At 71.0% G+C, this 26,750-nt stretch carries 23 protein-coding genes; 12 read left to right on the top strand and 11 right to left on the bottom strand.

Annotated elements, in window-relative coordinates:
* Window positions 1-55: 55 nt before the first annotated feature.
* From ABT254_RS04055 to ABT254_RS04030, 6 genes are all read left to right on the top strand, one after another.
* Window positions 56-1,318 carry an MFS transporter gene (locus ABT254_RS04055; protein WP_351463256.1) on the top strand — a complete coding sequence of 421 codons (1,263 nt, stop codon included), beginning with the start codon at window positions 56-58 and terminating at the stop codon, window positions 1,316-1,318.
* Between the two features lie 55 nt (window positions 1,319-1,373).
* Entirely contained in the window at window positions 1,374-3,755 is a 2,382-nt protein-coding gene (locus ABT254_RS04050) for an ATP-binding cassette domain-containing protein (RefSeq protein ID WP_351463254.1), read from the top strand.
* 202 nt (window positions 3,756-3,957) lie between these two features.
* A complete protein-coding gene (locus tag ABT254_RS04045) occupies window positions 3,958-6,237 on the top strand; it encodes a glycosyl hydrolase family 95 catalytic domain-containing protein (protein ID WP_351463252.1) in 2,280 nt (759 codons plus the stop codon).
* Between the two features lie 33 nt (window positions 6,238-6,270).
* Window positions 6,271-7,155, top strand: a complete 885-nt coding sequence (locus tag ABT254_RS04040) for an AraC family transcriptional regulator (protein WP_351463250.1) — start codon at window positions 6,271-6,273, stop codon at window positions 7,153-7,155.
* A gap of 66 nt (window positions 7,156-7,221) precedes the next feature.
* Window positions 7,222-7,650, top strand: a complete 429-nt coding sequence (locus ABT254_RS04035; protein ID WP_351463249.1) for a VOC family protein — start codon at window positions 7,222-7,224, stop codon at window positions 7,648-7,650.
* A 128-nt stretch (window positions 7,651-7,778) separates the two neighbouring features.
* Complete coding sequence (locus tag ABT254_RS04030) at window positions 7,779-9,335, top strand: purple acid phosphatase family protein (protein WP_351463247.1); 1,557 nt, start codon at window positions 7,779-7,781, stop codon at window positions 9,333-9,335.
* 262 nt (window positions 9,336-9,597) lie between these two features.
* On the opposite strand, the gene ABT254_RS04025 is transcribed toward ABT254_RS04030, so the two are convergent.
* From ABT254_RS04025 to ABT254_RS04005, 5 genes are read right to left on the bottom strand one after another with little or no spacing between them, the layout of a single operon-like run.
* Entirely contained in the window at window positions 9,598-10,194 is a 597-nt protein-coding gene (locus ABT254_RS04025; protein ID WP_351463245.1) for a hypothetical protein, read from the bottom strand.
* A gap of 5 nt (window positions 10,195-10,199) precedes the next feature.
* Window positions 10,200-11,060, bottom strand: coding sequence for a carbohydrate ABC transporter permease (locus ABT254_RS04020; RefSeq protein WP_351463243.1), 861 nt, complete (start codon window positions 11,058-11,060; stop codon window positions 10,200-10,202).
* Window positions 11,057-12,001, bottom strand: a complete 945-nt coding sequence (locus ABT254_RS04015) for a carbohydrate ABC transporter permease (RefSeq protein WP_351463241.1) — start codon at window positions 11,999-12,001, stop codon at window positions 11,057-11,059. Before ABT254_RS04015 ends, ABT254_RS04020 begins: the two co-directional genes overlap by 4 nt.
* The gene (locus tag ABT254_RS04010) at window positions 11,998-13,281 is read right to left on the bottom strand and encodes an ABC transporter substrate-binding protein (protein WP_351463239.1); all 1,284 of its coding nucleotides are present in this window, start codon (window positions 13,279-13,281) and stop codon (window positions 11,998-12,000) included. The genes ABT254_RS04015 and ABT254_RS04010 overlap by 4 nt, the downstream gene beginning before the upstream one ends.
* A gap of 50 nt (window positions 13,282-13,331) precedes the next feature.
* The gene (locus ABT254_RS04005) at window positions 13,332-14,270 is read right to left on the bottom strand and encodes a DUF6807 domain-containing protein (protein WP_351463237.1); all 939 of its coding nucleotides are present in this window, start codon (window positions 14,268-14,270) and stop codon (window positions 13,332-13,334) included.
* Between the two features lie 319 nt (window positions 14,271-14,589).
* Here ABT254_RS04005 and ABT254_RS04000 point away from each other — a divergent pair, with 319 nt between their 5' ends.
* Window positions 14,590-15,723: a S1 family peptidase gene (locus ABT254_RS04000; protein ID WP_502971924.1), complete on the top strand. Its 1,134-nt coding sequence runs from the start codon at window positions 14,590-14,592 to the stop codon at window positions 15,721-15,723.
* Window positions 15,724-16,454: 731 nt separating this feature from the next.
* Here ABT254_RS04000 and ABT254_RS03995 read toward each other — a convergent pair.
* Complete coding sequence (locus ABT254_RS03995) at window positions 16,455-17,300, bottom strand: NAD(P)H-binding protein (protein ID WP_351463233.1); 846 nt, start codon at window positions 17,298-17,300, stop codon at window positions 16,455-16,457.
* 142 nt (window positions 17,301-17,442) lie between these two features.
* Between ABT254_RS03995 and ABT254_RS03990 the strand changes: the two genes are divergently transcribed.
* Window positions 17,443-17,838 carry a winged helix-turn-helix transcriptional regulator gene (locus tag ABT254_RS03990; protein ID WP_450750694.1) on the top strand — a complete coding sequence of 132 codons (396 nt, stop codon included), beginning with the start codon at window positions 17,443-17,445 and terminating at the stop codon, window positions 17,836-17,838.
* Window positions 17,839-17,871: 33 nt separating this feature from the next.
* Here the strand turns inward: ABT254_RS03990 and ABT254_RS03985 are convergent, their stop codons facing one another.
* Window positions 17,872-18,312, bottom strand: a complete 441-nt coding sequence (locus ABT254_RS03985) for a helix-turn-helix domain-containing protein (protein ID WP_351463229.1) — start codon at window positions 18,310-18,312, stop codon at window positions 17,872-17,874.
* A 74-nt stretch (window positions 18,313-18,386) separates the two neighbouring features.
* Between ABT254_RS03985 and ABT254_RS03980 the strand changes: the two genes are divergently transcribed.
* The 3 genes from ABT254_RS03980 (at window position 18,387) to ABT254_RS03970 (ending at window position 21,214) form a co-directional block, all read left to right on the top strand.
* Window positions 18,387-19,250 carry a class I SAM-dependent methyltransferase gene (locus ABT254_RS03980; protein ID WP_351463227.1) on the top strand — a complete coding sequence of 288 codons (864 nt, stop codon included), beginning with the start codon at window positions 18,387-18,389 and terminating at the stop codon, window positions 19,248-19,250.
* Between the two features lie 156 nt (window positions 19,251-19,406).
* On the top strand, window positions 19,407-20,117 hold the full coding sequence (locus ABT254_RS03975) for a ThuA domain-containing protein (RefSeq protein ID WP_351463225.1): 711 nt from the start codon (window positions 19,407-19,409) through the stop codon (window positions 20,115-20,117).
* The gene (locus ABT254_RS03970) at window positions 20,087-21,214 is read left to right on the top strand and encodes a Gfo/Idh/MocA family protein (RefSeq protein ID WP_351463223.1); all 1,128 of its coding nucleotides are present in this window, start codon (window positions 20,087-20,089) and stop codon (window positions 21,212-21,214) included. The genes ABT254_RS03975 and ABT254_RS03970 overlap by 31 nt, the downstream gene beginning before the upstream one ends.
* 12 nt (window positions 21,215-21,226) lie before the next feature.
* On the opposite strand, the gene ABT254_RS03965 is transcribed toward ABT254_RS03970, so the two are convergent.
* Entirely contained in the window at window positions 21,227-22,384 is a 1,158-nt protein-coding gene (locus ABT254_RS03965) for a PP2C family protein-serine/threonine phosphatase (RefSeq protein WP_351463221.1), read from the bottom strand.
* Between the two features lie 114 nt (window positions 22,385-22,498).
* The gene (locus ABT254_RS03960; protein ID WP_351463219.1) at window positions 22,499-23,257 is read right to left on the bottom strand and encodes an IclR family transcriptional regulator; all 759 of its coding nucleotides are present in this window, start codon (window positions 23,255-23,257) and stop codon (window positions 22,499-22,501) included.
* A 252-nt stretch (window positions 23,258-23,509) separates the two neighbouring features.
* On the opposite strand from ABT254_RS03960, the gene ABT254_RS03955 reads away from it, so the two are divergent.
* Window positions 23,510-23,794 (top strand): hypothetical protein, encoded by a 285-nt coding sequence (locus tag ABT254_RS03955; RefSeq protein ID WP_351463217.1) that lies wholly within the window; start codon window positions 23,510-23,512, stop codon window positions 23,792-23,794.
* Window positions 23,795-24,206: 412 nt separating this feature from the next.
* Here ABT254_RS03955 and ABT254_RS03950 read toward each other — a convergent pair whose 3' ends face one another.
* On the bottom strand, window positions 24,207-24,470 hold the full coding sequence (locus tag ABT254_RS03950) for a hypothetical protein (protein ID WP_351463215.1): 264 nt from the start codon (window positions 24,468-24,470) through the stop codon (window positions 24,207-24,209).
* Between the two features lie 206 nt (window positions 24,471-24,676).
* Window positions 24,677-26,647 (bottom strand): collagenase, encoded by a 1,971-nt coding sequence (locus tag ABT254_RS03945; RefSeq protein ID WP_351463213.1) that lies wholly within the window; start codon window positions 26,645-26,647, stop codon window positions 24,677-24,679.
* Window positions 26,648-26,750 lie beyond the last annotated feature (103 nt).

The following is a 26,750-nucleotide window of genomic DNA, read 5'->3' as shown; positions in this document are numbered from 1 at the left end:
GAGCGGTCAGGAATCGAGAAGCGCCGACCCCCCGGCCACACCTAGCGTGACAGGCGTGATCCGACGCCTCGTTCCCTCCGCCTTCCGCCCGGTCCTGGCCCACCGATTGTTCCGGCGGCTGTTCCTCGGCTTCGCGGTCTCCTGCCTCGGCGACGGCATGAGCTTCGTCGCGGTGGCGTGGCTCGCCATCGAGCTCGCGCCGCAGTCCGGTGCGGGGCTGTGGGTCGGCGGCGCGGTCGCCGCGTACACCCTGCCGGGCGTGCTCGGCGCGCTCCTGCTCGGCCGCAGGCTGCGCCGGGTGCCCGCCAGGCGGCTGCTGATCGCCGACAGCGTGGTGCGTGGTGTGTTCCTCGGCGCCGTACCGCTCGCCTGGTTCGCCGGGCTGCTCACGCCGTCGCTGTACGTCGTGCTGCTCGCGGTCTCGTCGCTGCTGCACGCCTGGGGCAGCGCGGGCAAGTACACGCTGCTCGCCGAGCTGCTGCCGGACGAGCAGCGGCTGGCCGCGAACACCCTCGTCGGCTCGCTCGACTTCGCCGCCACGATCGCCGGGCCGGCCCTCGCCGGGGTGCTGGTCACCTACGCGAGCTCCGCGCTCGTACTGGGCCTGGACGCGCTCACCTACGTCTTCCTCGCCGTGCTCGTCGTGCGCACCCGGCTGCCGGAGTCGGGGCAGGTCTCCCCCGTCGACGGGCCGGCCGCCCGCGGCGGGCTCGCGCTGCTGCGCTCCCGTCCCGAGCTGCTCGGACTGTTGGCCCTCACCTGGTTCTTCAACTTCCTCTACGGCCCGGTCGAGGTCGCCCTGCCGCTGCACGTGACCGAGGACCTGCACGCGCCCGGCACCCTGCTCGGCCTGTACTGGATGCTGTTCGGCCTCGGGGCCGTGCTCGGCTCGCTGGCGGTCGGCGCGCTGCGGCGGCTGCCGCTGTGGCCCGTGACGGTCGGCATCGTGACGGCCTGGGGGCTCGTGCTGGTGCCGTTCGGGACCGATGCGCCGACGGCCGTCACCGTCGCGTGCTTCACGCTCGGCGGCGCGATCTACGGTCCGTTCGTCGCGCTGTCGGTGACGCTGATGCAGGCCAAGTCGCCCCCGCAGCATCTGGCGGCGATGCTCGCGGCCCGCAGCGCGGTGCTCCTCACCGCGTCGCCGCTCGGCACGGCGCTCGGCGGACCGCTCACCGCGGCGCTGGGCCCGCGCGCGACGCTCGGCGGCTCGGGCCTCGCGACCGTGGCACTCGGCGCCGTCGCCTGCGTCCTGCTCCAGGCCCGCCGCAGCAACCGATCAGGAATCGAGAAGCGCGCCCTCGTGAGCCGCGGCTAACGTGACCGCAGAACGACGACTCCCGCGCCCGCCCGGCCCGACCCATGGAGAGACGATGACCACGGCGAAGAGGACGAACGCGCAGGTGCCCGCGCTGCACGCGGCAGACAGCCACGACATGATCCGCGTGCACGGCGCGCGCGAGAACAACCTCAAGGACGTCAGCATCGAGATCCCGAAGCGCCGGCTGACGGTCTTCACGGGTGTCTCCGGCTCGGGCAAGAGCTCGCTGGTCTTCGACACGATCGCCGCGGAGTCGCAGCGCCTGATCAACGAGACCTACAGCGCCTTCGTGCAGGGCTTCATGCCCAGCCTGTCGCGGCCCGAGGTCGACGTACTGGACGGTCTGACCACCGCGATCTCCGTCGACCAGCAGCGGATGGGCGCCGACCCGCGCTCCACGGTCGGCACCGCCACCGACGCCAACGCGATGCTGCGGATCCTGTTCAGCCGCCTCGGCAAGCCCTACGTAGGGCCGCCCGGGGCGTTCGCCTTCAACGTTCCCTCGGTCTCCGCGGCGGGTGCCATCTCGGTGGGCGGCGGCGCCAAGCAGAAGGTCACCTTCAACAAGGTGGGCGGCATGTGCCCGCGCTGCGAGGGCCGCGGCTCGGTCTCCGACCTGGACCTGACCCAGCTCTACGACGACAGCAAGTCGATCAACGAGGGTGCGTTCACCATCCCCGGCTACACCGGCGGCGGCTGGAACTCCCGGCTGTACGCGGAGTCCGGCTTCTTCGACCCGGACAAGCCGATCAGCAGGTTCACCAAGAAGGAACTGCACGACCTGCTGCACCGGGAGCCGACCCGGATGAAGATCGCGGGCATCAACATGACCTACGAGGGTCTGATCCCGCGCATCCAGAAGTCGATGCTCTCCAAGGACAAGGAGGCGATGCAGCCGCACGTGCGGGCCTTCGTGGAGCGTGCGGTCACCTTCACCGTCTGTCCCGAGTGCGCGGGCACCCGGCTCGCCGAGCACGCCCGCTCCTCGAAGATCGAGAAGATCTCGATCGCGGACGCCTGCGCGATGGAGATCAGGGATCTGGCCGACTGGGTGCGCTCACTCGCGGAGCCGTCGGTGGCGCCCCTGCTCACCTCGCTGCAGCAGACCCTCGACTCGTTCGTCGAGATCGGTCTCGGCTACCTCTCGCTGAACCGGCCCGCCGGCACGCTCTCCGGCGGTGAGGCGCAGCGCGTGAAGATGATCCGCCACCTCGGCTCCTCCCTCACCGACGTCACCTACGTCTTCGACGAGCCGACCGCGGGCCTGCACCCGCACGACATCCAGCGGATGAACGGCCTGCTGCTGCGGCTGCGGGACAAGGGCAACACCGTGCTCGTCGTGGAGCACAAGCCGGAGGTCATCGCGATCGCGGACCACGTGGTCGACCTCGGCCCCGGCGCCGGCACGGCGGGCGGCACCGTCTGCTACGAGGGCCCGCTCGACGGGCTGCGCGGCAGCGACACCGTCACCGGGCGCCATCTGGACGACCGCGCGAAGCTCAAGGACGGGGTGCGCGAGTCCACCGGCACCCTGGAGATCCGCGGCGCCACGGCGAACAACCTGCGCGAGGTCGACGTCGACATCCCGCTCGGTGTGCTCGCCGTCATCACCGGCGTCGCGGGATCCGGCAAGAGCTCGCTCGTGCACGGGTCGATCCCCGAGGAGCTCGGGGTCGTCTCGGTCGACCAGAGCCCGATCCGGGGTTCACGGCGCAGCAACCCGGCGACGTACACCGGTCTTCTCGAACCGATCCGCAAGGCCTTCGCCAAGGCCAACGGCGTCAAGCCCGCGCTGTTCAGCGCCAACTCCGAGGGTGCCTGCCCGACCTGCAACGGCGCGGGCGTCATCTACACCGACCTGGGCATGATGGCCGGGGTCGCCAGCACCTGCGAGGACTGCGAGGGCAAGCGGTTCGACGCCTCGGTCCTCGAATACCGGCTCGGCGGCCGGGACATCTCCGAGGTGCTCGCGATGCCGGTCTCCGAGGCCCTGGAGTTCTTCGCCGAGGGCGAGGCCCGCACCCCCGCCGCGCACAAGATCCTGGAGCGTCTCGCGGATGTCGGGCTCGGCTATCTCACCCTGGGGCAGCCGCTCACCACGCTCTCCGGCGGTGAGCGCCAGCGCCTGAAGCTGGCCACGCACATGGGCGACAAGGGCGGCGTCTACGTCCTCGACGAGCCGACCACCGGCCTCCATCTCGCCGACGTCGAGCAACTCCTCGGTCTGCTGGACCGGTTGGTGGACTCCGGCAAGTCCGTGATCGTCATCGAGCACCACCAGGCGGTCATGGCGCACGCCGACTGGATCATCGACCTCGGCCCCGGCGCCGGCCACGACGGCGGCCGCATCGTCTTCGAGGGCACCCCGGCCGACCTGGTGGCGGCCCGCTCCACCCTCACCGGCGAGCACCTCGCGCAGTACGTCGGCGCCTGACCGCGGCGCCACCTGTTCGCGCGGTAAGTGATCTTCATCGCCGCCGGCAGCGAGTACGCGAACGAGACTGTACATCGGATCAATCCCTGATTGGTTGGGACCGTTGACGCCTACCGTGCGCCAGTCCTACGCTCCTCCGAAAAATAGATCCGATGAATCGAACCGTCAGAACCGTCCGTTCGCATCGTGGAGGCACCCCGCAATGACCTCTAGACGAACCGTGCTCGGCTCAGCCCTCGGCGCCACGACGGCCGCCGCCTTACCCGGCGCCGCTGCCGCCGCCGCTCCCCCGGAGGCCTCCGCGCCCGGCGGCCGCTGGCGGCTTCGCAACCGGATGGACTCCGAGGACGCGTGGGCCGGCTTCCTGCGGGGGCAGGACCTGGTGTGGCACCGGCTGCCCACGCTCTGGTACGAGGGTCCGTTTCTGGGTGACGGGCGCCTGGGCAGCATGGTGTACAAGGAGCCGGACGCCAACAGCATCCGTTTCACCGTTCAGCACGGCGAAGTGCAGGACCACCGGCCCGAGTTCGGCAGCGGCTGGGGCACCGCCCGGCTGCCCGTGGGGCACCTCACCCTCGATCCGGCCGGCACCATCACCTCCGTCGACTGGCGACTGAGCCTGTGGAACGCCGAGCTCACCGGCACGGTCACCACCGACAAGGGCACCCTGACGCTCTCCGCACTCATCCACGACGGGATCCTCGCCGCACGGGTGACAGCCGCCGGCGCGGAGCAGGTCCGCTGGACCTTCCACCCCGAGGAGGCCATCAGCCCCCGCAAGGTCCAGGAGCCGCCGCCGGCGGGATACGTCGCCAATCCGCCCTGGACCACACGGACCACCGGCGAGGTCGAACAGGTTCTCCAGCCGCTCGCCGGCGGCGGCCAGACCGCGACGGCCCACCGCCGCTCGGGCGACACCCTCCTGCTCAGCGTCGCCCACAGCCACCCCTCCGACACCCGCGCCGGGGAGGTCTCGCTCAGGAGGATCCAGCGCGCCGGTTCCTACGGCGAGCTCCGCTCGCAGCACACCCGCTGGTGGCACGCGTTCTACCGCAAGAGCTTCGTCTCGATCCCCGACCAGCGGCTGCAGAGCTTCCACTGGATCCAGCTGTACAAGGTCGCGTCGGCGAGCCGCGCGGGCGGCCCCGTGATGGCCACCTCCGGGCCGTGGCTGGAACCGACGCCCTGGCCCGCCGTGTGGTGGAACCTCAACGTCCAGCTCGAGTACTGGCTCATCCACGGCTCCAACCACCTCGAACTCGACTCGCTCGTCAGCACGTTGAGGCAGAGCCAGGAGCAGCTGACCGCCAATGTGCCCGCCGCCTATCGCCCGGACAGCGCCGGCATCGGCCGCAGCTCCGACATGTTCGCGAACCGCAGCGTCGGCACGCCCGGCACCGGCGCCGAAGTGGGCGACCTGACCTGGGCGCTGCACAACGCGTGGCTCAGCTACCGGCACACCATGGACGAGGCCCTGCTGCGCGACACGATCCACCCGCTGCTGCGGCGCACCGTCAACTACTACTGGCACTTCCTCCAGCCCGGCGACGACGGCAGGCTCCACCTGCCCTCGACACTCTCGCCGGAGTACCCGGTGGTCCCGCCCCGGGACACCAACTACGACCTGGCGCTGATCCGTTGGGGCTGCGCCACGCTTCTGGACGCCACCGCACGGCTCGGGATCGACGACCCGCTGAAGGAGCGCTGGCAGGAGATACTCGCCAAACTGACCCCGTATCCGGTCGACGAGAACGGCTTCATGATCGGCGCGGAGACCCCGTACGCCCAGTCCCATCGCCACTACTCGCATCTGCTGATGGTGTATCCGCTCTACCTGGTGAACTGGGACCAGCCCGACCAGCGGGAGCTGATCGAGAAGACGGTGGTGCGCTGGCACGCGCTGACCGGTGCGCACCGCGGCTACAGCTATACGGGCGCCGCGTCGATGTACGCGATGATGGGCCGCGGCGACACGGCGCTGACGTATCTGAAGAAGTTCTTCGACCCCACCACGCGCTATCCGTGCCGGGCCAACACCCACTACACCGAGGCCGGTCCTGTCATCGAGACACCGCTGTCGGCCTCGCAGTCCCTGCACGACATGCTCTGCCAGAGCTGGGGCGGAGTCGTACGGGTCTTCCCCGCCGTCCCGTCCTCCTGGCCGGACGTGACCCTGCACGACTTCCGCACCCAGGGCGCCTTCCTGGTCAGCGCGGTCCGCGCCAAGGGGGTCACCCGCTTCGTGCGCGTGCGCAGCCTGGCGGGCGAGCCGCTGGAACTGCGCCACGGGCTGCCCGAGGGCCGGCTGACCGCCCTCCTCGACGACGGCCGCCCGGCGCACACCCGCACCACCTCCGACGGCACCCTCGCGATCGACCTCCCCAAGGGCCGCGAGGTCCTGCTGTACACCGGCGAACGGCCCGACCTCGTCATCGCTCCCGTGGCCGTGAGCGAGCCCGGTGCGGCGTGGGGCCTGCCGTAGCGCCGTCCATGCCCGGCGCAGGACAATGACCGCATGGGTGAGCTGGTGGACGAGGCGGTGCGGGCGGTGCCTGCGCCGCCGCTGCGCGGGCTGGTCGGCTGGTACTCCGGCTACCGTCAGCGCGGCATCCCGCACGGCCGGCACCGGGGGCTGCCCTCCCCGTGGCTGACCTTGATCATCACCCTGGACGAGCCACTCAGCATGGCCGCCCACCCCGATCCGGGCGCCGCCCCCGGCGACTACCCCACCCTGCTGGGCGGCCTCCACCTGACGCCCGCGCTGATCGACATCCCCGGTCGGCAGTCCGGCATCCAGATCGCCATCAGCCCGCTCGGCGCCCGCGTCCTGCTGGGGCTGCCCGCGGGAGAGCTGGCCGGGACCGACGTCCACGCCGACGACGTGCTGGGCGCGGACGTGCGCGAGGTCCACGACAGGGTGCGGGAGGCTCCGGACTGGGCCGCCCGGTTCGCCGTCGTCGACGACTGGCTGCTGCACCGCATGTCCCGGCACGACGGCACGGGGACGCTCACCTCTCCGGTGGCGCAGGCCTGGCAGCGGCTGCTGTCCGCCGGAGGTGGCCTGCGCATCGACAAGCTGGCCGCCGACACCGGCTTCAGCGAGCGGCACCTGCGCAACCGCTTCCGCACCGACATCGGGCTCACCCCCAAGGCGGCCGCCCGGGTCATCCGCTTCGACCTGGCCCGACGACGCCTGGCGGCCCTCCCCCACTCTCGGCTCCGCTCGAGCGGGGGGACCCCCATGGGCGTGCCCGATCTCGCGGGGCTGGCCGCCGACTGCGGCTATGCGGACCAGTCCCATCTCGACCGCGAGTTCGCCGCCCTGGCCTGCTGCACACCGAGCGCCTGGCTGGCTCAGGAGTTCCGAAACATCCAATCCGGGCACCATCCGCCCGCGTGACCCTGGTGAGAGCCGCCGGGCACCCCCGGCAGGCTCCCGGTTCCCGCGCAACGGAGGCGCATCACCATGACGACCAGTACGCCCGACAACGCCAAGCAGCCGCCCGCCCCGCAGGTCTGGCCCACTCTGCGCGCCCACGACGCCCGCGCGCTGATCCGCTTCCTCGTGGAGGCCTTCGGCTTCGAGGAGACCGTGGTCTACGCAGAGGGTGACCTGGTCCAGCACGCCCAGCTCAGCTGGCCCGAGGGCGGCGGCGTCATGCTGGGCTCCGTGCGCGAGGAAAAGGAGCCCGGCGGCGGTCCGACGCCGCCCGGTGCCTTCAGTGCCTACGTCGTCACCGCCGATCCGGACGCCGTCCACGCCCGCGCCAAGGCCGCCGGCGCCGAGATCACCACGGATCTGCACGTCACCGACTACGGCTCCCGCGACTTCGCCGCCCGCGACCCCGAGGGCAACCGATGGTACTTCGGTACATATCGGGGCGAACCGCGCTGATCATGATGAGGTGAGCATTCTCACCCGGACCGGTCGCAGGCGGGCCGACCTGGGATTTGTCGCCCTCCGGCCCCTGCCCCGGCATCCACATCACTGCCGCCGTTCACCGCGGGCGCGCACACTGGGGCATGCGCTGCTGCCTGTCCGCCCCCCTCGCCGCTCTCTCGGCCCTGCCCGACCCCTGTCAGATCCTGCGTTCCGGCGCCCTTCTCACCCCTGCCCTGCTGCGGGCCGCCGCCGATGCCCTGCGCGGCCCCGCGGGCAGGAACAGGCACAGCCACCGCGACGGCCTGGCCGCCGTCCATCTGGAACTGGTCACCCTGACCGAGGACCGCGCGGTCATCACCTGGTACACCGGCGTGCCCGGCACCGACGACGGTTTCGGGCACATGCTCCCCGCGGTCACCGAGGGCGAGGTCGTCTACGGCACCCATCCCGGGCGCCTCACCCGCGTCGCGGCGGAGGAGGGCCCCGTGGCGCACCACTACGTGGAGCTCACGGACCTGGAGCCCGGGCAGACGTACTACTACCAGGCCCGCTCACGGGGCGTGGCCGCGACGCCGACGCCGCTGCATCTCGTGCGCGGCAACGCCGTCGGCACCAACCGCCACGGGCTGGGCTCGGCCGGAGGCCCGTACTCCTTCACCACGCCGCAGCCGCCGCCGGGGCGGCACCTGCTGTCGATCGCGCTCTGCAACGACCTGCACCTGGGCGAGACCACCGCCGGTCTGGTCACCGGCATGCCCCTGATGCGCGGGATCACGCAGGAACACGGCCGCGCGCCGTATCCCGAGATCATGAGCCGGGCCGTGGTCGAGGAGGCCCGCCGGCGCGGGGCGGACGTGCTGCTGGCGGCCGGGGACATCTCCGCCGGCGGGGCGGCCGAGGACCTGGCCGAGGCCAAGCGGATCCTGGACGGTTTCGGCGCCCACGGTCAGGACTACTTCGTCGTACGCGGCAACCACGACCGGCCAGGCCACGGCAACTGCCGCTCCTGTGACGGCGGTTGCGGGGACTCCTTCCGGGACGGGTTCCTCGGCGGCGACAGGCCCGCCTATTTCGCGCGTGAGCTCGGGGGGCTGCGGATCGTCGGGCTCGACACCTACGAGAAGGACGGCAACGGCGCCGACTCGGGCGGTCTCGGCGCCGAACAACTGGCGTGGTTCCGGGCCAGGTTGAGGGAGAACGGGGACCAGCCCACGGTGGTGTTCGGACACCATCCGCTGGCCGTGCGGGACTCCGTCTTCCCGGTGACCGGCGGGCAGCGCCTCGGCCGCCGTCAGGCCCGCTCCATCCTCGACGCCTATGCGAGCGCACCTGGCGTCTTCCTCCATCACGCGGGTCACACCCACCGCAACAAGCGCACGGTGCTGCCGCAGGCTCCGCACGTCACGATGCAGGAGGTCAGCGCGGTCAAGGACTATCCCGGCGGGTTCTGTCTGCTGCGGATCCACTCGGGCGGTTACGCCGTGAACCACTACAAGGCGAGCAGCGCCGCGGCCCGTGAATGGACCGAGCGCAGCCGCCGGGTGGCCGCTGGGCTGTGGCCGCACCACGCCCTAGGCCGCTCGGTCACCGACCGCAACAGCATGAGCGCCCGCGACCTGTCCGGCATCACCCGCCCGGCACCGGCGATCCCCTCCCAGCGCCGGCCCGAGGCGCAGGCGGTTCGTCCACTGCGGTAACCGCCGGCGCAGATGGGCCGGAGGCGCCCGCCGTAGCCTGCGGGCAATCGTGCCGCCCAGGGCGGCACCCGACCCAGAGAAAGGCGGCACCCGGCAAGCGTCGGCAAGTGAAACCTCGCCACCCCAGCCCCAGCGTCGCCGCACCCGCAGATGGCGCCGAGCCGGGAGCGCGGGCGCCGGCGTCCTCGCACGCACGCAGACCGTCACCCGGCCGCGCCCCCCGCACGGCCTCGGGCCCGGCTCATCCAGCTCCCCTGCCCGATCAGGAACGGGCAGGGGCACTCCGTACGTCCACAGCCGTGAGCGCCAACGCCAGCGGCCCAGGCGCCAGGAACGCCAGCGGCACCAGCACCCACGCGCACACAGCAGCCGTCGCCACCGCAAGGAGCACCAGGCCGCTGCCGCCCGTGTCGCGTACCGCGTCCTTGGCGCCCTCGCGCAGGGCGGCCGGCCAGTCGTCGAGGGACTCGGGGCGGGCGCAGGCCCTGAGGGCGACCACGGTGGCGCAGGCGCCGATCGCGGCCGCGGTCACCGCGAACAGCGGTGCTCCCGGCAGTCCCGCCCCCGCGAGTGCCAGGTCCGCGGCGAACAGCAGCGCACCCGCCAGGGCGGCGGCGCCCGCGACCAGATCGCCCGCCCGCAGGCGCCGCAGCAGCAGGGAGAAGTAGCGGCCGGCGGTGACCGGTTGGTCCTCCCGCGCCCCGCGCAGGACCGCGCAGGCCGTCGACAGCGCGGCCGGGGCGGTCAGCAGCGGCAGACAGGCCGCGGCCGTGGCGAGGCCGACGCTCAGCATGTCGGCGAACAGGGTCATGCGCGGCCCGAAGACCTCGCCCGGCTCCCGCGTGCGCGCGCCGCTCATCGCGTTCACCCCTTCAGTCCGGAACTGGCCATGCCCTCCACCAGGAACCGCTGGAAGGCGAGGAAGAAGAGCACGATCGGCAGCAGCGCGATCACCGACATCGCGAACATCGGGCCGAACGCCGACTGGCTGGAGGCGTCCACGAACGAGCGCAGCGCGAGGGTGAGCGTGAACTTGTCCGGGTCGAAGAGGTAGATCAGCTGGGTGAAGAAGTCGTTCCACGTCCAGATGAACGTGAAGATCGCCGTGGTGATCAGCGCGGGTCGGGTCAGCGGCAGGATCACCTGGATGAAGCTGCGGAAGGGCCCGCAGCCGTCGATGCGCGCCGCCTCCTCCAGCTCTCTCGGCAGGCCGCGCATGAACTGCACGATGAGGAAGACGAAGAACGCCTCCGTGGCGAGGAACTTCGGCAGGATCAGCGGCCAGTAGGTGTTCACCATGCCGAGCTTGTTGAAGATGATGTACTGCGGGATCAGCACCGCATGGTGCGGCAGCATGATCGTCGCGATCATGAAGGCGAACATCGGTCCGCGGAAGCGGAAACGCAGCCGCGCGAAGGCATAGGCCGCAAGCGAGCAGCTGATGACGTTGCCGACGACCGCGCCGCCCGCGATCAGCAGCGAGTTGCCCAGCAGCCGCCAGATCGACACGTCGTTCACACCGTCCAGGGCGGTCTTGTAGTTCGACCACTCCAGATGGCTGGGCAGGAGGTTGAGGCTCGCGATCACTTCGTCGGCCGGTTTCAGCGAGGTGGCGAGCAGCCAGGCCAGCGGATAGAGCATGACCAGCAGTGCGGCCACACAGCCGATGTGCACGGCGATGCGGCCCCGGCGAACGGGCCTTCGGGCTACGGCAGTTGTGGTCATCGCTCCCCCTCGGAGGCGTAGAAGACCCAGGAGCGCGAGGTGCGGAACAGCACCGCGGTGACGACGCCGATGACGAGCAGCAGCACCCAGGCCATGGCGGAGGCGTAGCCCATGTGGGAGGCGACGAAGCCGCGGTCGTAGAGGTAGAGGGTGTAGACGAGGGTCGAGTCCGCGGGACCGCCCTTGCCGCCACTGACCGCGAAGGCGGGGGTGAACACCTGGAACGCCTGGATGGTCTGGAGCACCAGGTTGAAGAAGAGCACCGGGGACAGCATCGGCACGGTGACGGACCGGAACTGCCGCCACCTGCCCGCCCCGTCCACGGCCGCCGCCTCGTACAGCTCGGCCGGTATCTGCTGAAGGCCGGCCAGGAAGATGACCATCGGCGCACCGAACTGCCACACCGTCAGCAGCGCTACGGCGACCAGCGCCCAGCCGGGTTTGTTGACCCAGCCGCCGGTGCCGAGGAGGTGGTCCACGGTGCCGCCGTCGTTGAAGACCGCCCGCCAGACGAGGGCGACGGACATGGACGCGCCGAGGAGGGAGGGGGCGTAGAAGGCGGAGCGGTAGAAGCCCTTGCCGCGTTTCATGGTCTTCAGGGCGAGCGCGACCACGAGGGCGAGCGCCAGTTGCAGGGGTACCGCGATCACGACGTACGTCAGGGTCGTCACGACCGACCGCCAGTACCGCGGGTCCTCGGTGAACATCTGCGTGTAGTTGCGCAGGCCCACCCAGTGCGGCGGGTTGAACAGGTCGTAGTCGGTGAAGGAGAGATAGAGCGACACGGCCATCGGCAGCAGCGTCAGGACACTCGCGCCGAGCACCCACGGGGACAGGAACACCCAGGCTGCGCCCTCACGTTCGCGTTTGGGGCGGCGCCCGGCGGCGGGTGCGGGCCGGGACGGGCGTGCGGTGGGTGCGGGGATGTCGGTGGTGGTCATGACCTCAGCTCCGCCTTCGCCTCGGTGACATAGTTCTCGGCCGCCCGGCGCGGCGACATGCGCTCGTACGACACCTGGTCGTAGTCGCGCTGGAAGGTGGTCTGCAGGGCGTTGTCACCGGAGGGCGGTGCCTGCGGCGGGTCCTTGAGGGAGCCCTCCAGCAAGGACTGGAAGTCGGCGACCGTCTTGTCGAAGTCCTTGAGCTGTGAGGCCGTCCGCTCGCGGATGGTCTCGTTGACGGGGATGCCGCGGGTGGCTCCCAGGATCTTCGCCGCCTGCGGGTCGTTGAGGAGGAAGTCGACGAGTGCGGCGGCCTCCTTGCGGTGGCCGGTGTGGGCTCCTATGCCGAGGAACATGGACGGCTTGAAGTACTGGCCGGGCGTGCCGTCCTCGCCGGACGGCATCGGCGCGAGCGCGACGCCGCCCTTGACGAGGGCGAGGTAACCGCTGGACGGGGCGTCCCAGTTGAAGTCGGCGGTGGCCTTGCCGCGGCCGAGCGGGGTGTTCTCGACGGAGCCGTCCAGCTGGGTGGTCTGTTCGGCCGGGGAGACGGCGCCCTCCCGGCGGAGCCGGTCGGTGAAGGTCCACCAGCGGGCGAGGTCGCCGGCCGTGAAGCCGAGGCCGCCGGCCTTGGTGTACAGGGCCTTGCCCTGGCCGCGCAGCCACACCTCGAAGGCGTCCTCGCTCTGGCCCGGGTCGGTGGAGCCGGGCCTGCCGGTCTTCTTCGCCAACTGCCTCATGCCGTCGGCCCATTGGTTCCAGGTCCAGCCCTTGCGCGGGAGGGGCACCCCGGACGCCTTCCATGCCTTCACGTCGTAGACGACGGTCTCGGTGCCGCGGCCCTGCGGGATGGCGTACTGGGCGCCGTTCACCCGGCCGGTGGCCAGCAGACCCGGGTCGATCTCGGCCGTGCGCAGGACGTCGCTGACCTTGCCGAGGTCGAGCAGGACGTGTCCGGAGGCGTACTGGTCGATCTGGCGGTAGTCGAGCTGCATCACATCGGGTGCGTCACCGCCGGTGGCCTGGATGGCCAGCTTCTGCTTGTAGGCGTCGTAGCCGGAGAACGACGTCTGCACCCGCACGTTCGGATGCTGCTTCTCGAACAGGGCGACGGCCTGCTCGGTGCGTGCCGCGCGGTCGGGGTTGCCCCACCACGTGTAGCGCAGCACGACCTTGCCGCCGCCCGCCGACTCCCCGGATCCCCCGCAGCCGGCCAGCACCGCACCGAGCACGAGTGCGGCGGCCGCTGCGCAGAACCCCTTTGTCCTGTGTCCGGGCATGCCGAGGTCACCTCTTTTCCTCACGGCTGCTTGCTCTCAAGACCGGCCGGTCACCACGCCAGACCGGCCAGGTGGCCGGCGACCCGGTCGCGGTCCCAGGCGCCGTCGGCGACGACAAGCCGGTAGCGGTAGGCGAAGGACTCGCCGGGCGGCAGCTCGAACTCCTCGAAGAACGCCCAGGAGAACGCGACCGTGGGGATCGGCTCCGAGCGCACGAACCAGTGCGAGTCGTGGATCGCGGACTGCGCGTCGAGGTTCTCGGGGGCATGGGCGAACACGAGCGTGGAGTGGGCGTCGACGTCGTCGTGCTCGGTGGTGAAGGCCAGCCAGGGGCCCTGGGTGCCCATCAGCTTGCCCGCGTCCGTGCCCGCTCCCCCGTCGAGGTCGGGGCCGAAGGCGGTGCCACCGGTGAAGTCGCGGGGGCCGCGCCACTGAAGTCCGGTGTAGCCGGCCATCTCGCGGCCCTCGGTGGTGGGCGAGCCGAAGGCCAGGGGCTCCTCGCGGAGGTTGGTGAGGTGGATCGACCAGTCCAGGGCCCAGGCGCCTGCCTCCTCGTCGACCGAGTGGACGATGAGCCCGCGCTGCTCGCGCGCCCACTCGGCGCCGCCGTTCTCCACCCAGGTGAGGGCCTCGGTGAAGGCGAGCCGGTCGTCCTCGACCGTGAACGCGGGGAAGCCGTCGTGGCGCATCGAGCCGATGCGGTCGGGCAGCGGCAGATAACCGCGGCCGTGGACATAGCAGTTGCCGCCCCAGAAGTTCTGCCCGGAGAGATGACTCGCCGTCATCTGCAGGCCCTTGTGCCAGCGGTGGTCGCTGGGGCGGTAGCCGGTCACGGTGCGTCCGGCGAGGGTGCGCACCGGGTGCGCGTAGGGCTTGCGCGCCTCGAAGGCATCGGGGTCGGGACGGTAGACGTAGCGGAGGATCTCGGTGCCGTCCGGCGCCGCGACCGCGATGTGGTCGCCGTACGCGTGACTGACGCGAATGCTCATGCGCACTCCTCGGGGCGCGGTGTGGGGGTGGTCGCCATACCTGGCCTGATGCAGAAAGCGCTTGCGCCCGAAGGTGACCTTAGGTGCGGGGGAATGTCAGGACAACCCCCCGTGCAGTGATGGGCGTTCGCGCGAGCCGCGACCCCCACGGTGATCGACTCATCCGGTTTCCATCCCGCTCGGAATTGGTATGGACCTCCCTTCGATCCCCCGCTAGGCTCTGCCGCGCATGAAGTGAGAGCGCTCTCAACGTTCTGCTGTTCCACCCCCACTTTGCTGGAACAACGAAGGGACCACTCCCTTGAGACGCACAACAGCCATGCGCACCGCACTGTCCGCACTCCTGCTGCTCGGCAGCTGGGCCACCGCGAGTGCCGTGCCGGCCTCCGCCGCCGACTCCCCCTCACGCTCCACAGAACCCCCGGCCTCCACCTCCCTCCTCTCCGCCATGCAGCACGACATGGGCCTGACGAGGAGTCAGGCCGAAGCGCGCCTGGCCGCCGAGAAGACGGCGACGGCGGTGGAACGGAAGGCGAAGCGCGCCGCCGGGTCGTCGTACGGCGGCTCCTGGTTCGACGCCGGGAGCGGCAAGCTGACCGTCGCCGTCACCCGCGGCGCGAACACCGAAGCCGTGCGCGCGACCGGCGCGACCGTACGCCTGGTGCGGCACAGCGCGCGGCAGTTGGACGCGGTGAAGGCACGCATCGACGCACTCTCCGCGCCCGCGGGCATCGGCAGTTGGTACGTCGACGCCAAGACCAACAAGGTCGTCGTGAACGTCGTCACCGCACACCGTCGTGACAACGATGTCCGGACCTTCCTGGCCCGGGCCCGCCAGGCCGGCCCCGTCACCGTGCGGCAGACCGCCGACGCGCCGCGGACCTTCGCCGCAGGCACCGTGGGCGGCGACCCGTACTACACCGGCAACGTCCGCTGCTCCATAGGCTTCTCGGTGTACGGCGGCTTCGTCACCGCCGGGCACTGCGACCAGCACACGGGCGCGGTGTACGGCTGGGACGGCTCCTATGTCGGCAACTTCCAGGGCTCGTCGTTCCCTGACAACGACTACGCCTGGGTCAACGTGGGCAGCGGCTGGTGGACCGTGCCGGTGGTGCTCGGCTGGGGCACGGTCTCCGACCAGCTCGTGCGCGGTTCCGCCGAAGCCCCCGTCGGAGCGTCCATCTGCCGCTCCGGCTCCACCTCGCACTGGCACTGCGGCACCGTCCTGGCCAAGAACGAGACGGTCAATTACAGCCAGGGCGCCGTCCACGAGCTGACGAAGACGAGCGTGTGCGCCGAGCCCGGCGACTCCGGCGGCTCCTTCATCAGCGGCGACCAGGCACAGGGCGTCACCTCCGGCGGCTGGGGCAACTGCAGCTCCGGAGGCGAGACCTGGTACCAGCCGGTCAACGAGATCCTCAACCGGTACGGGCTGACGCTGCAGACGGCCTGAGACGGCGCCGGGGCGGCTGGGCGGGCTTCACCAGAGGCCAATTGGCGGAGCCCGCCCAGGGCCTGCGCTGCCGTGACCGAACAGGCCTCGCCGGACCAATCGGCGGAGCCCGCCCAGGACTTGGGCAGGTGCGAGCGCTTATCGGCGCCCGGCGACATGGCTCTGCGCCCAGTCACCGAACGTGCGGGGCAGGCGGCCCAAGGCCTGCTCGGCGTCGGGACTGACGCGCTGCTCGACACGCGGAGCTCGCCCACACCGGCACGGCCTTGTCCTGCAGACGGTCTGAGACTGCGCCGCCGCGGCCGAGCGGGCCTCGCCGGAGACCGATCGGCTGAATCTGCCCAGGCCTTGGGCAGGTTCGAGCACTTATCGGCACCCGGCGACATGGCCCTGCGCCCAGTCACCGAACGTGCGGGGCAGGCGGCCCAAGGCCTGCTCGGCGTCGGGACTGACGCGCTGCTCGACACGCGGAGCTCGCCCACAACGGCACGGCCTTGTCCTGCAGACGGTCTGAGACTGCGCCGCCGCGGCCGATCGGGCCTCGCGGGACCAACCGGCGGAGCCGGCCCACGACTTGGGCAGGTCTGCGCAGCCGTGATCGAACGGGCCTCGCCAGAAACCAACCGGCGGAGCCCGCCCAAGGCTTGGCAAGTCTGCGCCGCCGCGGCCGAGCGAGCCTTGCCGCAGATCAGTCGGCGGAGCCCGCCCCGGCCTTGGGCAGGTACGACGGCCTATCGGAATGCGGCCACATGGCCCTGCGCCCAGTCGGCGAACGTGCGGGGCGGGCGGCCCAGGACCTGTTCGGCGGCGGGGCTGATGCGCTGCTCGGCGGGTGTGGGCTCGCCGAGGATGGCGAGGGTCGTGTCCACCACGGGCTCGGGCAGGAACCGCAGCATCTGTGCGCGGGCCTCGTCGCGGGTCTGCTCGATGAAGCGCACCGGTTCGCCGAGCGCGTCGCCGATCGCCTCGGCCTGTTGCCGGGGCGTGATGAGGGCGGGTCCGGTCAGCTCATACGTCTGTCCGGCGTGGCGGTCCTCGCGCAGTGCCGCGGCGGCGACCTCGGCGATGTCGTCCGGGTCGACGGTGGGCAGGCCGATGTCGGCGAACGGCGCGGCGACCACCCGGCGGGTGCGCACGGACTCGGCCCAGGCGTAGGTGTTGGAGTTGAAGCCGCCGGGCCGCAGGATCGTCCAGTCGAGGCCCGACTGCCGGACGGCGTCCTCGATGGCGCCTGCGACACCCCCGTGCGAGGCCGACTCGGGCCGGGTCGCGACCCCTTGGGAGGACAGCAGCACGACCCGCTCGATCCCCCCGGACTTGGCGATGTCGAGGATGTCCCGCGGCCTGAGCAGGTGCGCGCTGGGGCCGCCGTTCTGCAGGAACAGCGCCTCGGCGCCGTCGAACACCGGCCTCAGGCTCTCCGGATCGGTCAGGTCCGCCTGTCGGTGGCGGACGCCGTGCGGCGCGTCCGCGGCCGAGACGGCCCGGGATGTCGCGGTCACCCGAGCACCGCCGGCTGCGAGGGTCTGCACGAGCGATCGGCCGACGTTGCCAGTCGCCCCCGTCACTACGATCACGGTCAACTCCCCTGTTTCTATGGTGTGTTGTCGATGCCCCGATCGGGCCGGAACGCCGCGGAGTGCTGTTCTCCGGGCGCCTCGAGGACGCTAACACCGCCGGTATAGTAGGTACCTAGAGGAAAGTGGCTATCCCGGAGGGATGCTCATGGCGGTCAAGGGCACGCGGGCGGCAACTGCCGGGACCGATCCGGAAGTCGCCTGTCCGATCGGTCCGGTCGTGGACATCGTGTTCAGCCGGTGGACCACACCGATCCTGTGGAGCCTGCACACGCACGGCCGGCAGCGGTTCGTCGAGCTGGAGCGGCGCATCGCGAGGATCACGCCGAAGGTCCTGACCCAGCGGCTGAGGCAGCTGGAACGCGACGGTCTCGTCGTGCGCACCTACCACCCGGAGGTCCCGCCCCGGGTCGAGTACGAGATCAGCGAGCTCGGCCGCAGCCTCGCCCCGCTCTTCGCGCATCTCGCCGAATGGTCCGCCGACAACCTCGAAAAGGTCGAGCAGTCCCGGCAGACCTACGACGCCGAATCGGCCTGAGGCCCTGTCGCTCCGCGCTCACCGCGGAATCCGTCAGCGCTTCCGCGGTGAGCGCGGAGCCCGCTTCCCCGGTACGGCGAAGAGGCCGGAGGCGGCCGCCTTCAGCAGGCGGCGGAAGGTGGGGCACTCCATGTGGCTCGGCGCGGGGCAGGCCGCGGCATGCCGCAGGGAGTCGCGCAGGGCGCCGAGTTCGCGGATCGTCCGGTCCAGCTCCTCCGCCTTGGCCGCCAGCGCCTCGCGGTCGATGCGCGGCTGCCCGTCCGGCGCGAACATGTGCGCGATCTCGTCGAGCGAGAACCCGGCGGTGCGCCCCATCGCGATCAGCGCCAGGCGCTCCAGTACGGCCGGGTCGTACTGACGCCGCAGACCCCGCCGGCCGCTGGCGGCGATCAGCCCCTTCTCCTCGTAGAAGCGCAGCGTGGAAGCGGGGACTCCGGCGCGCTGCACCACCTCGGCGATGTCCAGTTCTGTCATCCTCTTTACCTCAAGTCGACTTGAAGTGGCACGGTGTCATCCCGACCGGACCAAGGCAAGCGGAGGAGGCGATCATGAACGTCGCGCGCGGGAGCGATGACGATCAGGCGGCCCGTTGGAAGGGGCCCGGCGGCAATGCCTGGGTCGAGCTGCAGACGGTGCTGGACGAGATGTTCAAGCCCTTCGAGGACCTGCTCGTCGATGCCGTGGCCGACGCACATGCGGGCCGAGTGCTCGATGTCGGCTGTGGCACCGGCGGCGTCACGCTGGCCGTCGCCCGCCGGCTCGCTCCGGCGGGGCGCAGCGTGGGCGTCGACATCTCCGAACCGGTGATCGCGGCCGCCCGGGCGCGCGCAGAACGGGAGGGCGCACCGGCGTCCTTCGTCCTCGGCGACGCCCAGGACCACGCCTTCGAGCCCGCCGCCTTCGACGCCGTCATCTCACGCTTCGGTGTCATGTTCTTCAAGGACTCCGTACAGGCGTTCGCGAACCTCCGGCGTGCCGCGACGGACGGCGCCCTGCTGCGGTTCATCGCCTGGCGCGACCCGGCGGAGAACCCGTTCATGACGACGGCCGAACGCGCCGCGGCACCGCTGCTGCCCGACCTGCCCGTCCGCCGCCCGGACGAGCCGGGGCAGTTCGCCTTCGCGGACGCGGACCGGGTCCGCGGCATCCTGGCGGAGAGCGGCTGGGCGGGGATCGACATCCGGCCGATCGATGTGCCCTGTGCCCTGCCGGAGAACGAGTTGGTCCACTACCTCACCCGTCTCGGTCCGGTCGGTCTGGCCCTGGGCCGGGTCGACGAGCAGACCCGCGCACACGTCACCGACACGGTCCGCGCCGCGTTCGACCCCTTCGTGCAGGGCACCGAGGTTCGCTTCACCGCCGCCTGCTGGCTGGTCGACGCCCACGCCTCGGGCACCTCGGCAGCCCGCTGACTCGGGGAGGAAGCCGTAGGGGGCGCCCGTGAGTTGGCGGGTGCCCGTGGTCGAGGGCTCGGCGGGTGCGAAACTTTCGCGCATCCGGCAGCCCGTTGCCGGGCGCGGGTGACTGGCGCATAGTGAGGACTCCGTACGACGGGGTGAAGGAACACGATGCAGCCGAAGAAAGCCCTGGTGGTCCGCGGCGGATGGGAGGGGCACCGGCCGGTCCAGGCCACGGAGTTGTTCCTGCCCTTCCTCGAAAGCAGCGGTTTCACGGTCCGGGTCGAGGAGTCGCCCGACGTCTACGCCGATACCGCCGAGATGGCGCGCACCGACCTGGTGGTGCAGTGCGTCTCGATGTCGGAGATCACCGCCGAGCAGGTGTCGGGACTGAGCGCGGCGGTCGCGGCCGGCACCGGTTTCACCGGCTGGCACGGCGGTATCGCCGACTCCTTCCGTGCCTCCTCCGACTATCTCCAACTGGTGGGAGGCCAGTTCGCGTGCCACCCCGGCAAGGAGCCGTGCGAACGCCGGGGCGAGGCGGAGGACAACTTCCTGCCGCACACCATCGACATCACCGAACTCGGGCGTGAGCACCCCGTCACCAAGGGGCTCGACGACTTCGAGCTGTGCACCGAGCAGTACTGGGTGCTCCACGACGACCTGATCGACGTCCTGGCGACCACCACGCACCCCGCCCGGCCCTGGCAGCCCTGGCAGCGGCCCGTCACCTCACCGGCGATCTGGACGCGGCAGTGGGGAGCCGGGCGGATCGTGGTGACGACACCGGGGCACAGCCTGGACGTACTGGAGAACCCGAGCGTCCGCACCGTCATCGAGAGGGGCATGCTGTGGGCGACGCGCACCGCATCGGCGTCGTAGGTCTCGGCGTCATCTCCCGCGCCTATCTGGACACGCTCCTCGGCCATCCCGCCGTACATGTCACCGCGGTCGCCGACCTCGACGCCGCGCGGTCCGCCGCGGTCGCCGCCGAGCTGCCCGACGCCCGGGCGCTGACCGTCGAGGAGTTGCTGAGCAGTCCGGAGGTGGACACGGTGCTGAATCTGACCGTCCCCGCCGCGCACGCCGAGATAGCCCTGGGCGCCATCGCCCACGGCAAGAACGTCTACGGGGAGAAGCCGCTGGCCGCCACCCTCGCCGAGGCCCAGGCCGTCATGGCAGCCGCCGAGAAGGCGGGAGTCGGTGTGGGGTGCGCGCCGGACACGGTGCTGGGCACCGGAGTGCAGACGGCGCGGGCGGCCGTGGAGGCGGGGAGCATCGGGCGCCCGCAGTTCGCCTCGGCCGTCATGGTCACTCCCGGACACGAGCGCTGGCATCCCCACCCCGACTTCTACTACACCGCCGGTGGCGGCCCCCTGCTCGACATGGGGCCGTACTACCTAGCGTCCCTGGTCCATCTGCTGGGTCCGGTGCGTGCCGTGATCGGGGCGGCCGGCCGGCTGCGCGGCGAGCGCGTGATCGGCTCCGGCCCGCGCGCGGGCGAGCGGATTCCGGTCGAGGTGGACAGTCATGTCTCCGGTGTGCTCGAGCACATGGGCGGTGCCCTGACCACGATCACGACCAGCTTCGACGGCGTGGCCACCACGGCCGCCCCGATCGAGCTCCACGGCGAGACCGGCACGCTCACGGTGCCGGATCCCAACCACTTCGAGGGCGAGGTGCGGCTCTTCGAACTCGGCGGCACCCAGTGGCGCACGCTCCCGCCGTCGGCGGGTTATGCCGACGGGGCACGCGGCCTGGGCCTGCTCGACTTCATCGCCGCCGACGGGCGGCGGCCGCCTCGGGCGAGCGGCGATCTCGCCCTGCACGTGCTGGAGACGATGACCGCCCTGCTCCGCTCGGCGGCCGAGGGACGCCGCATCGAACTGACGACCTCGGCCCTGCCACCGGTCCTGGTTCCGCTCACAGCGGCCGAGGCCTGGCGAGAACCGGCCGCCGGCCGAACCGCGGCACGGTGAAGCCGGCACTGCTCACGCAGCCTCGGAGGCCAGGTCCCTGCCGCCGGGCTCCACGTCGCACGCCGTCTCGCCGTGGGCCGGTTTGCGGATCAGGAGCAGCGCCGCGTCGTCGTGGAGACGGCCGCCGACATGTGCCAGCAGTTCGTCATGGAGCGCCCCGAGGGTGCGGGCGGGCTCGTCGGACACATGACGCGCCAGCCCCTCGTCGAGCGGATAGAACGCCCGGCCGCGGTCGCGGGCCTCGGTGACGCCGTCGGTGTAGAGCAGCAGTTGATCCCTTTCGGCGAAGGGCAGCACTTGGAGGCCGGGGGTGTGACCGGTGAGCCCACGCAGCCCGAGCGGCGGAGCCGGATGCGCGGACTCCACCGCCGTGACGCTGCCGTCCGCGCGCACCAGCAGCGGTGGCGCGTGTCCGCAGTTCACCACCTCCAGCTGCCCGGCCTTCGGGTATCCGGCGACCACGGCGGTGACGAAGTCGTCGCTGCCCAGGTTGCGCGCGAGGCTCCGCTCGATCCTGTCGACGACGGCCAGGAGATCGGGCTCGTCGTAGGCGGCCTCCCGGAAGATTCCGAGCACCAGCGCGGCGGTTCCCACCGCCGGCAGCCCCTTGCCGCGCACATCGCCGACGATCAGCCGTACCCCGTACGGGGTGGGAATCAGCGCATAGAGGTCGCCGCCGATACGGGCCTCGGCAGCGGCGGCGCTGTAGCGGACGGCCACCTGGAACGGGCCGACGGTCGCCGGGACGGGAGCGAGCAGCGCATGCTGGGCGGTCTCCGCCACCGAGCGGACGGCGGCGAGTACCCGTTCGCGGCGTCCGCGCAGCCAACTGGCCAGACCGCTGGCCAGGGTGACGGCCGCCAGGGCGGACAGTACGGCCGCCAGCTCGCTGCCGGGCACACCGTTGCGGGTGCCGAGCGTGAAGCCCAGCGCCGCGGCGAGGAGGCCGACGCACAGGACACCGCGCGGACCGTTGGTGGTGGCGGCCAGGGCGGGCCCGGCCGCGAGCATCGGCAGCCAGGTGATCCCCGCTCCGCCGGCCAGGTCGGCGAGCACGATCACGGAGACGATCAGCACGGGCAGGACGGGCGCCCCCGCGGCCAGCTGCGCGACGGCGCGTCTGAGCGACCGTATCGGCCAGTGTCCGCCATGGTCTCGGGCCTGACTCATCGTGTCTCTGCAGTCCTCACCTGTGCGGGGCGCGTCGGTCCGGGAGCCCACCACTGAAATGTCTGTTTCATCCAGGAAACGCGGTCGGTCCGGGCCGTCACAAGCAGAGGATTTTCAGATAGTGAGCGACAGGCCCCTCGTCACGCGGTCCGCCGTCGGGAGCAGCCGCGCCCGGATCTCCGGCAGCCGGGAGAGCCGCTCCGCCGGCATCGAGACGCCGAGCGAGCCGAGGGTGTCGCCGCTGTAGACGGGGACGGCGACACAGACCGTGCCGAGGCTGTACTCCTCCAGGTCCGTGACGGCCGGGGCCACGGGTGAGGTGTCCAGCCTGCGGAGCAGCTCCGGCCGGCTGGTGATCGTCCGGGGAGTGAGGTCGGCGAGGTGATGGCGGGACAGGTAGTCCTTGCGGGCCTCCTCGTCCAGTTCCCGCAGCACGGACTTGCCCAGCGCGGTGGCGTGCCCCGCGTCCTCGAACCCCACCCACAGGTCGACGCGGGGCGCCCGGGCACTGTCGACGATCTCGGCGACGCGGATCTCGCCGTCCTCGTAGAAGGTGAGGTAGGCGGCGGTGGCGAATTCGTCCCGCAGCGCGGCGAGCGTGGGCCGGACCCGGCTGAGCAGTGCCTGTCCACGGCCCGTGGTCTGCAGGGTCTGCAGTCTGTCGCCGAGCACGAACCCGCCGTCGCCCAGCTTGCGCAGGTATCCGTCGTGGACCAGCGTCCGCAGCAGGTGATAAGCGGTGGCCAGGGGCAGCCCCGTCTCCCGTGCCAGCTGTTTCGCCGGCGCGCCGTTCTCGTGCGCACTCACCGCCTCCAGCAGCCGGAAGGCCCGCTGGACGGAGGAGATCAGCGTGGGGCCGTCGTGCTCACCCATGTGACCAGCGTGCGTCAGCCGCAGAGGGTGCGCAACAACTCGCCCGGTGCCCGGCCAAGTTGGCTGACTTCAATATCTGATTACGCCGCCATTCACTCACAAGGCGTATTTCCGGCCATCGACCAAGGTAGTGAGTGATTCCCCGAATTCGGCGCGCCGCCGGATGTTCCGGGGATATTTCTTATTAACCTCCACAACTGCACGAAGTCGATCTATCGCAGGTCGCATCCACTTCACTCCACCGGAGATGACATGCACCAGCTTCGCAAGGCTGCCGTCCTGGTCGCCGCCGTCAGCGTCGGCCTCCTGGGTGCCGGCACCGCTCAGGCCCACGACGGCGGCGGCAAGGGCGGCGGCACCACCGTCCTGCAGAGCACCACCTGCAGGTCACACGACCTGAACCTGGACATCCTCGGCCAGGTCGGACTGCTCAACGGCCTGCTGGGCGGCGCGCTGAACGGCGAGGGCAACGAGGGCGCACAGTCGACCTCGCTGGGCTCGTCCATGGGCTGCAACAACAGCGTCGGCGGTAAGTAGGAAATAGCTCACCCCGGTGCCCCGGCCGCAAGCCGGGGCACCGGGGTTTTCGCATGCCCGGAAAAACCCGGTCGGCCGCCGCTACCCAGAAAGCAGAAATGCCGGACGGGGCACCGCCGGGTCCGGCATTCGTGAATACGGATGATTGTTTTCCCCTTGGCGGGGCTCTTTCCGTTCCGACTCTCCGGGGGGACGGGACGTCTGCCGGATGCCGGGCACGGGCGAGGCCCGGATCCCCTCGCCGTCGACCGGCGAGGACCCCGGGCCCTGGACAATGCGAAATGCGGAGAACACAGCAGCCCAGGCGCGCACCCCGATGGGGTTCGGCGCGTCCGGGCTGCCTTTGCTGCTCTGACGGATGTGGGCCGACCAGGGTGCGGACTACGGAGCCGCTCGCCCCTGTGACGCCTGGCTACTTCTCGCTCGAATCCTTGGAGGCCGGGGCGACGAACGCATCGATGAACCGATTGAGATCCAACTCCGGCACGGTGTATCTGGGCGCCTGCTCCGGAGCCGCCTTCTTGGAACTCTCCACCGGCGCGAAGTGCCAATGCGGGGTGACTTCGGTGGCCTGCCGCGGCCCGTCGGCGTCGTCGGCGAAGCCGACACCCACACCGAGAACAGACAGCCCCGCGACCGCTGCGGCTACGACCGCAGCGCGCTGAAACTTGCGCATGGTTGACCCTTTCTCACCTGGGCGCGAAGCCCTGGGTTGACTACTTAGTGTGAGCATATACATGCACTAAGTAGTAATTTGGGATCTTGGGCGCTCCATACTCCATTTCGGCCCGCTGCGCATCCGCAGGGAGTCCGGCACCCCCACCTGCGCCGCGAATTCAGCACGCCGCTCGCGCCCCAGCACTGGCCACAGCCCCGTCCGGCCTACATCACCGGCGCGCTACGCCTTCTGGGGGCGGGCGTGTCGGAGCAGGCGCCGGCGGCGCACGCCGTGAGCCACTGGTCGAAGTCGGCGTCGTAGCGGGTGCCGATGCCGGAGTTGTAGACGGCGTATCCGCCCGCGTAGTCGCCGGCCCGGAAGCGGGCGAGCATGCGCTGGATGTCCGCCGGGTGGTTCTCGAACATGTAGCGGACGGCGAGATAGCCCCAGGGGTAGGTGCGGATCACATCGCTGTTGGCGTAGGTGTTCTGGAACAGCGTGCTCAGCCGGTAGGTGTGCTTGCCCGCCTCGGCGACCGCCTGCTCGTCGGTGATGCCCCGGTAGCCGTAGGAGACGTATTCGGCCAGGCCCTCGATCCACCAGACGTCCGGCACCGACGTCTGCCGGGTGAAGTCGCCCTGCATGTCGAAGCGGGCGTCGAGGAGGTGCGTGTACTCGTGGTTGAGGTTCCAGACGCGGGCCGTGAAGCCGTCGTCGGAGGGCTTCTGGTACATGATCGAGAGCGGCTGGTTTGCGGGGTCGGCCGGGTCTCCCGTCAGCGTGATGCCGCCGTTGTCCGTGCTGACGCCGTAGATCGCTCCGGCGTAGGTCCGGTAGTCCGCGCGGCTGGCGAAGACGACGAGCTGCACCGTCGACAGGTACTGGCCGGGTATGGGGCCGTCGTCCTTGACGAGTTCGTGGAAGTACGGGTCCTGGGCACCGAGGTCGGCACATACGGCGTCGAGTTCGGCGGAGGTGAGCGCCTGGGCCCGGACGGTGTGGGTCGCGTCGCAGGTGTGGGTGACGGGCAGGGCCGCGTCGGTCAGCCGGGCGGTCAGGTCGCAGATGTCGTAGTACGAGCAGTCGGGGCGGTCGTAGTAGTCGGCCTGGGTCGCCACCGCGACCCACAGGCCGGCCGTGGGACCGGTGATCTCCGAGTTGTTCAGCAGGTCCTTGGCCAGCGGCTGGACCGTGGCGCGCAGCGCGGGGTGTTCGACGTAACGGGCGAGGTTCATCCCGGCGTTGGAGTCCAGGTAGGCGCGGTCGGTGCCGAGCAGGTCCAGGTGCCCCAGCGCGAACCCGTGCAGCGTCCGGGCGATGCCCGGGTCGGCGGTCACGGCCTTGACGTAGTCCGGGTTCCAGTTGCCGCGCCAGAGGGGGGTGTAGACGTCGTTGACGGCGGTGAGCATGCCGGGGACCGCGTCGTAGGAGCGGTCGTAGGCGTTGAGCAGGCGCTGATAGACGCTCAGGTAGCGGGCCTGCTGGTCGGCGCTGTCGGTGAGGACGACGGTCTCGCCCAGTACGTCTCCGTTCGCCGCGGTGACGTCCCGGGAGCGCCGGTTGGCGAAGAAGGCGTCCAGGCCACGGGTGGTGGCCTGGGCCAGGGCCGCACCGTAGGGCCCGACGTCGGACGGGTGGTTGAACTGGACGTAGTAGCCGGCCCGCAGGAACAGGACGAGCTGCCACACCCCGAAGGAGTTGTCGCCCCGGTAGCGCTGCGCCTCTCGTGTGAAGGCCTTCGCCACGGTGACCATCTGGGACTGGCGGAAGATGTCGCGGGCGTCTGTGCCCGTCACGGCGAACAGGGTGTTGACGCAGCCCGTGGTCGAGGCTTCGACGAAGGTGACGAGCGCTGAACCGGTCCTGCTTGCGAAGTCGGCCGGGGTGCACGAGACCGGCTTCGGCGTGGACTTCGGTTCGGTCTCCGTGGCGGACCGGGTCCGGGAGGGAGCCGGTTTCGACGGCGGTAGCTGAGCCGTGGTGTACGGGCGGCCCTGTACGGCCGGCCGGTCGGTGGCGGTGGCGGTGGCGGTCGAGCCGGTGGGTGGCGGGGTCTTCCCCGCCGGTGTCGTGGGGGTGGCGCCGTTCCGGGCGGGGGATGCCGCGAGCGCCGGCACCGACAGCAGGCCCGCGAGGGTGATGCAGACGGCGAGAGTGACGGCGGCGCGTCTGGGCAGCGCGAAGAGGTAGCGCATCTCTGGACTCCTCTGCGGAAGGATGCGCCTCGATACGGGTGTTGAGGCGCGTGAGGCACCATCTCAGCGCCGACTGCCCCCAACAATGGAATGTGACATAGCA

The organism is Streptomyces sp. NPDC001137 (genome assembly GCF_040298885.1).
Lineage (GTDB): Bacteria > Actinomycetota > Actinomycetes > Streptomycetales > Streptomycetaceae > Streptomyces.
This window is presented reverse-complemented; position numbering and strand designations above follow the sequence as displayed.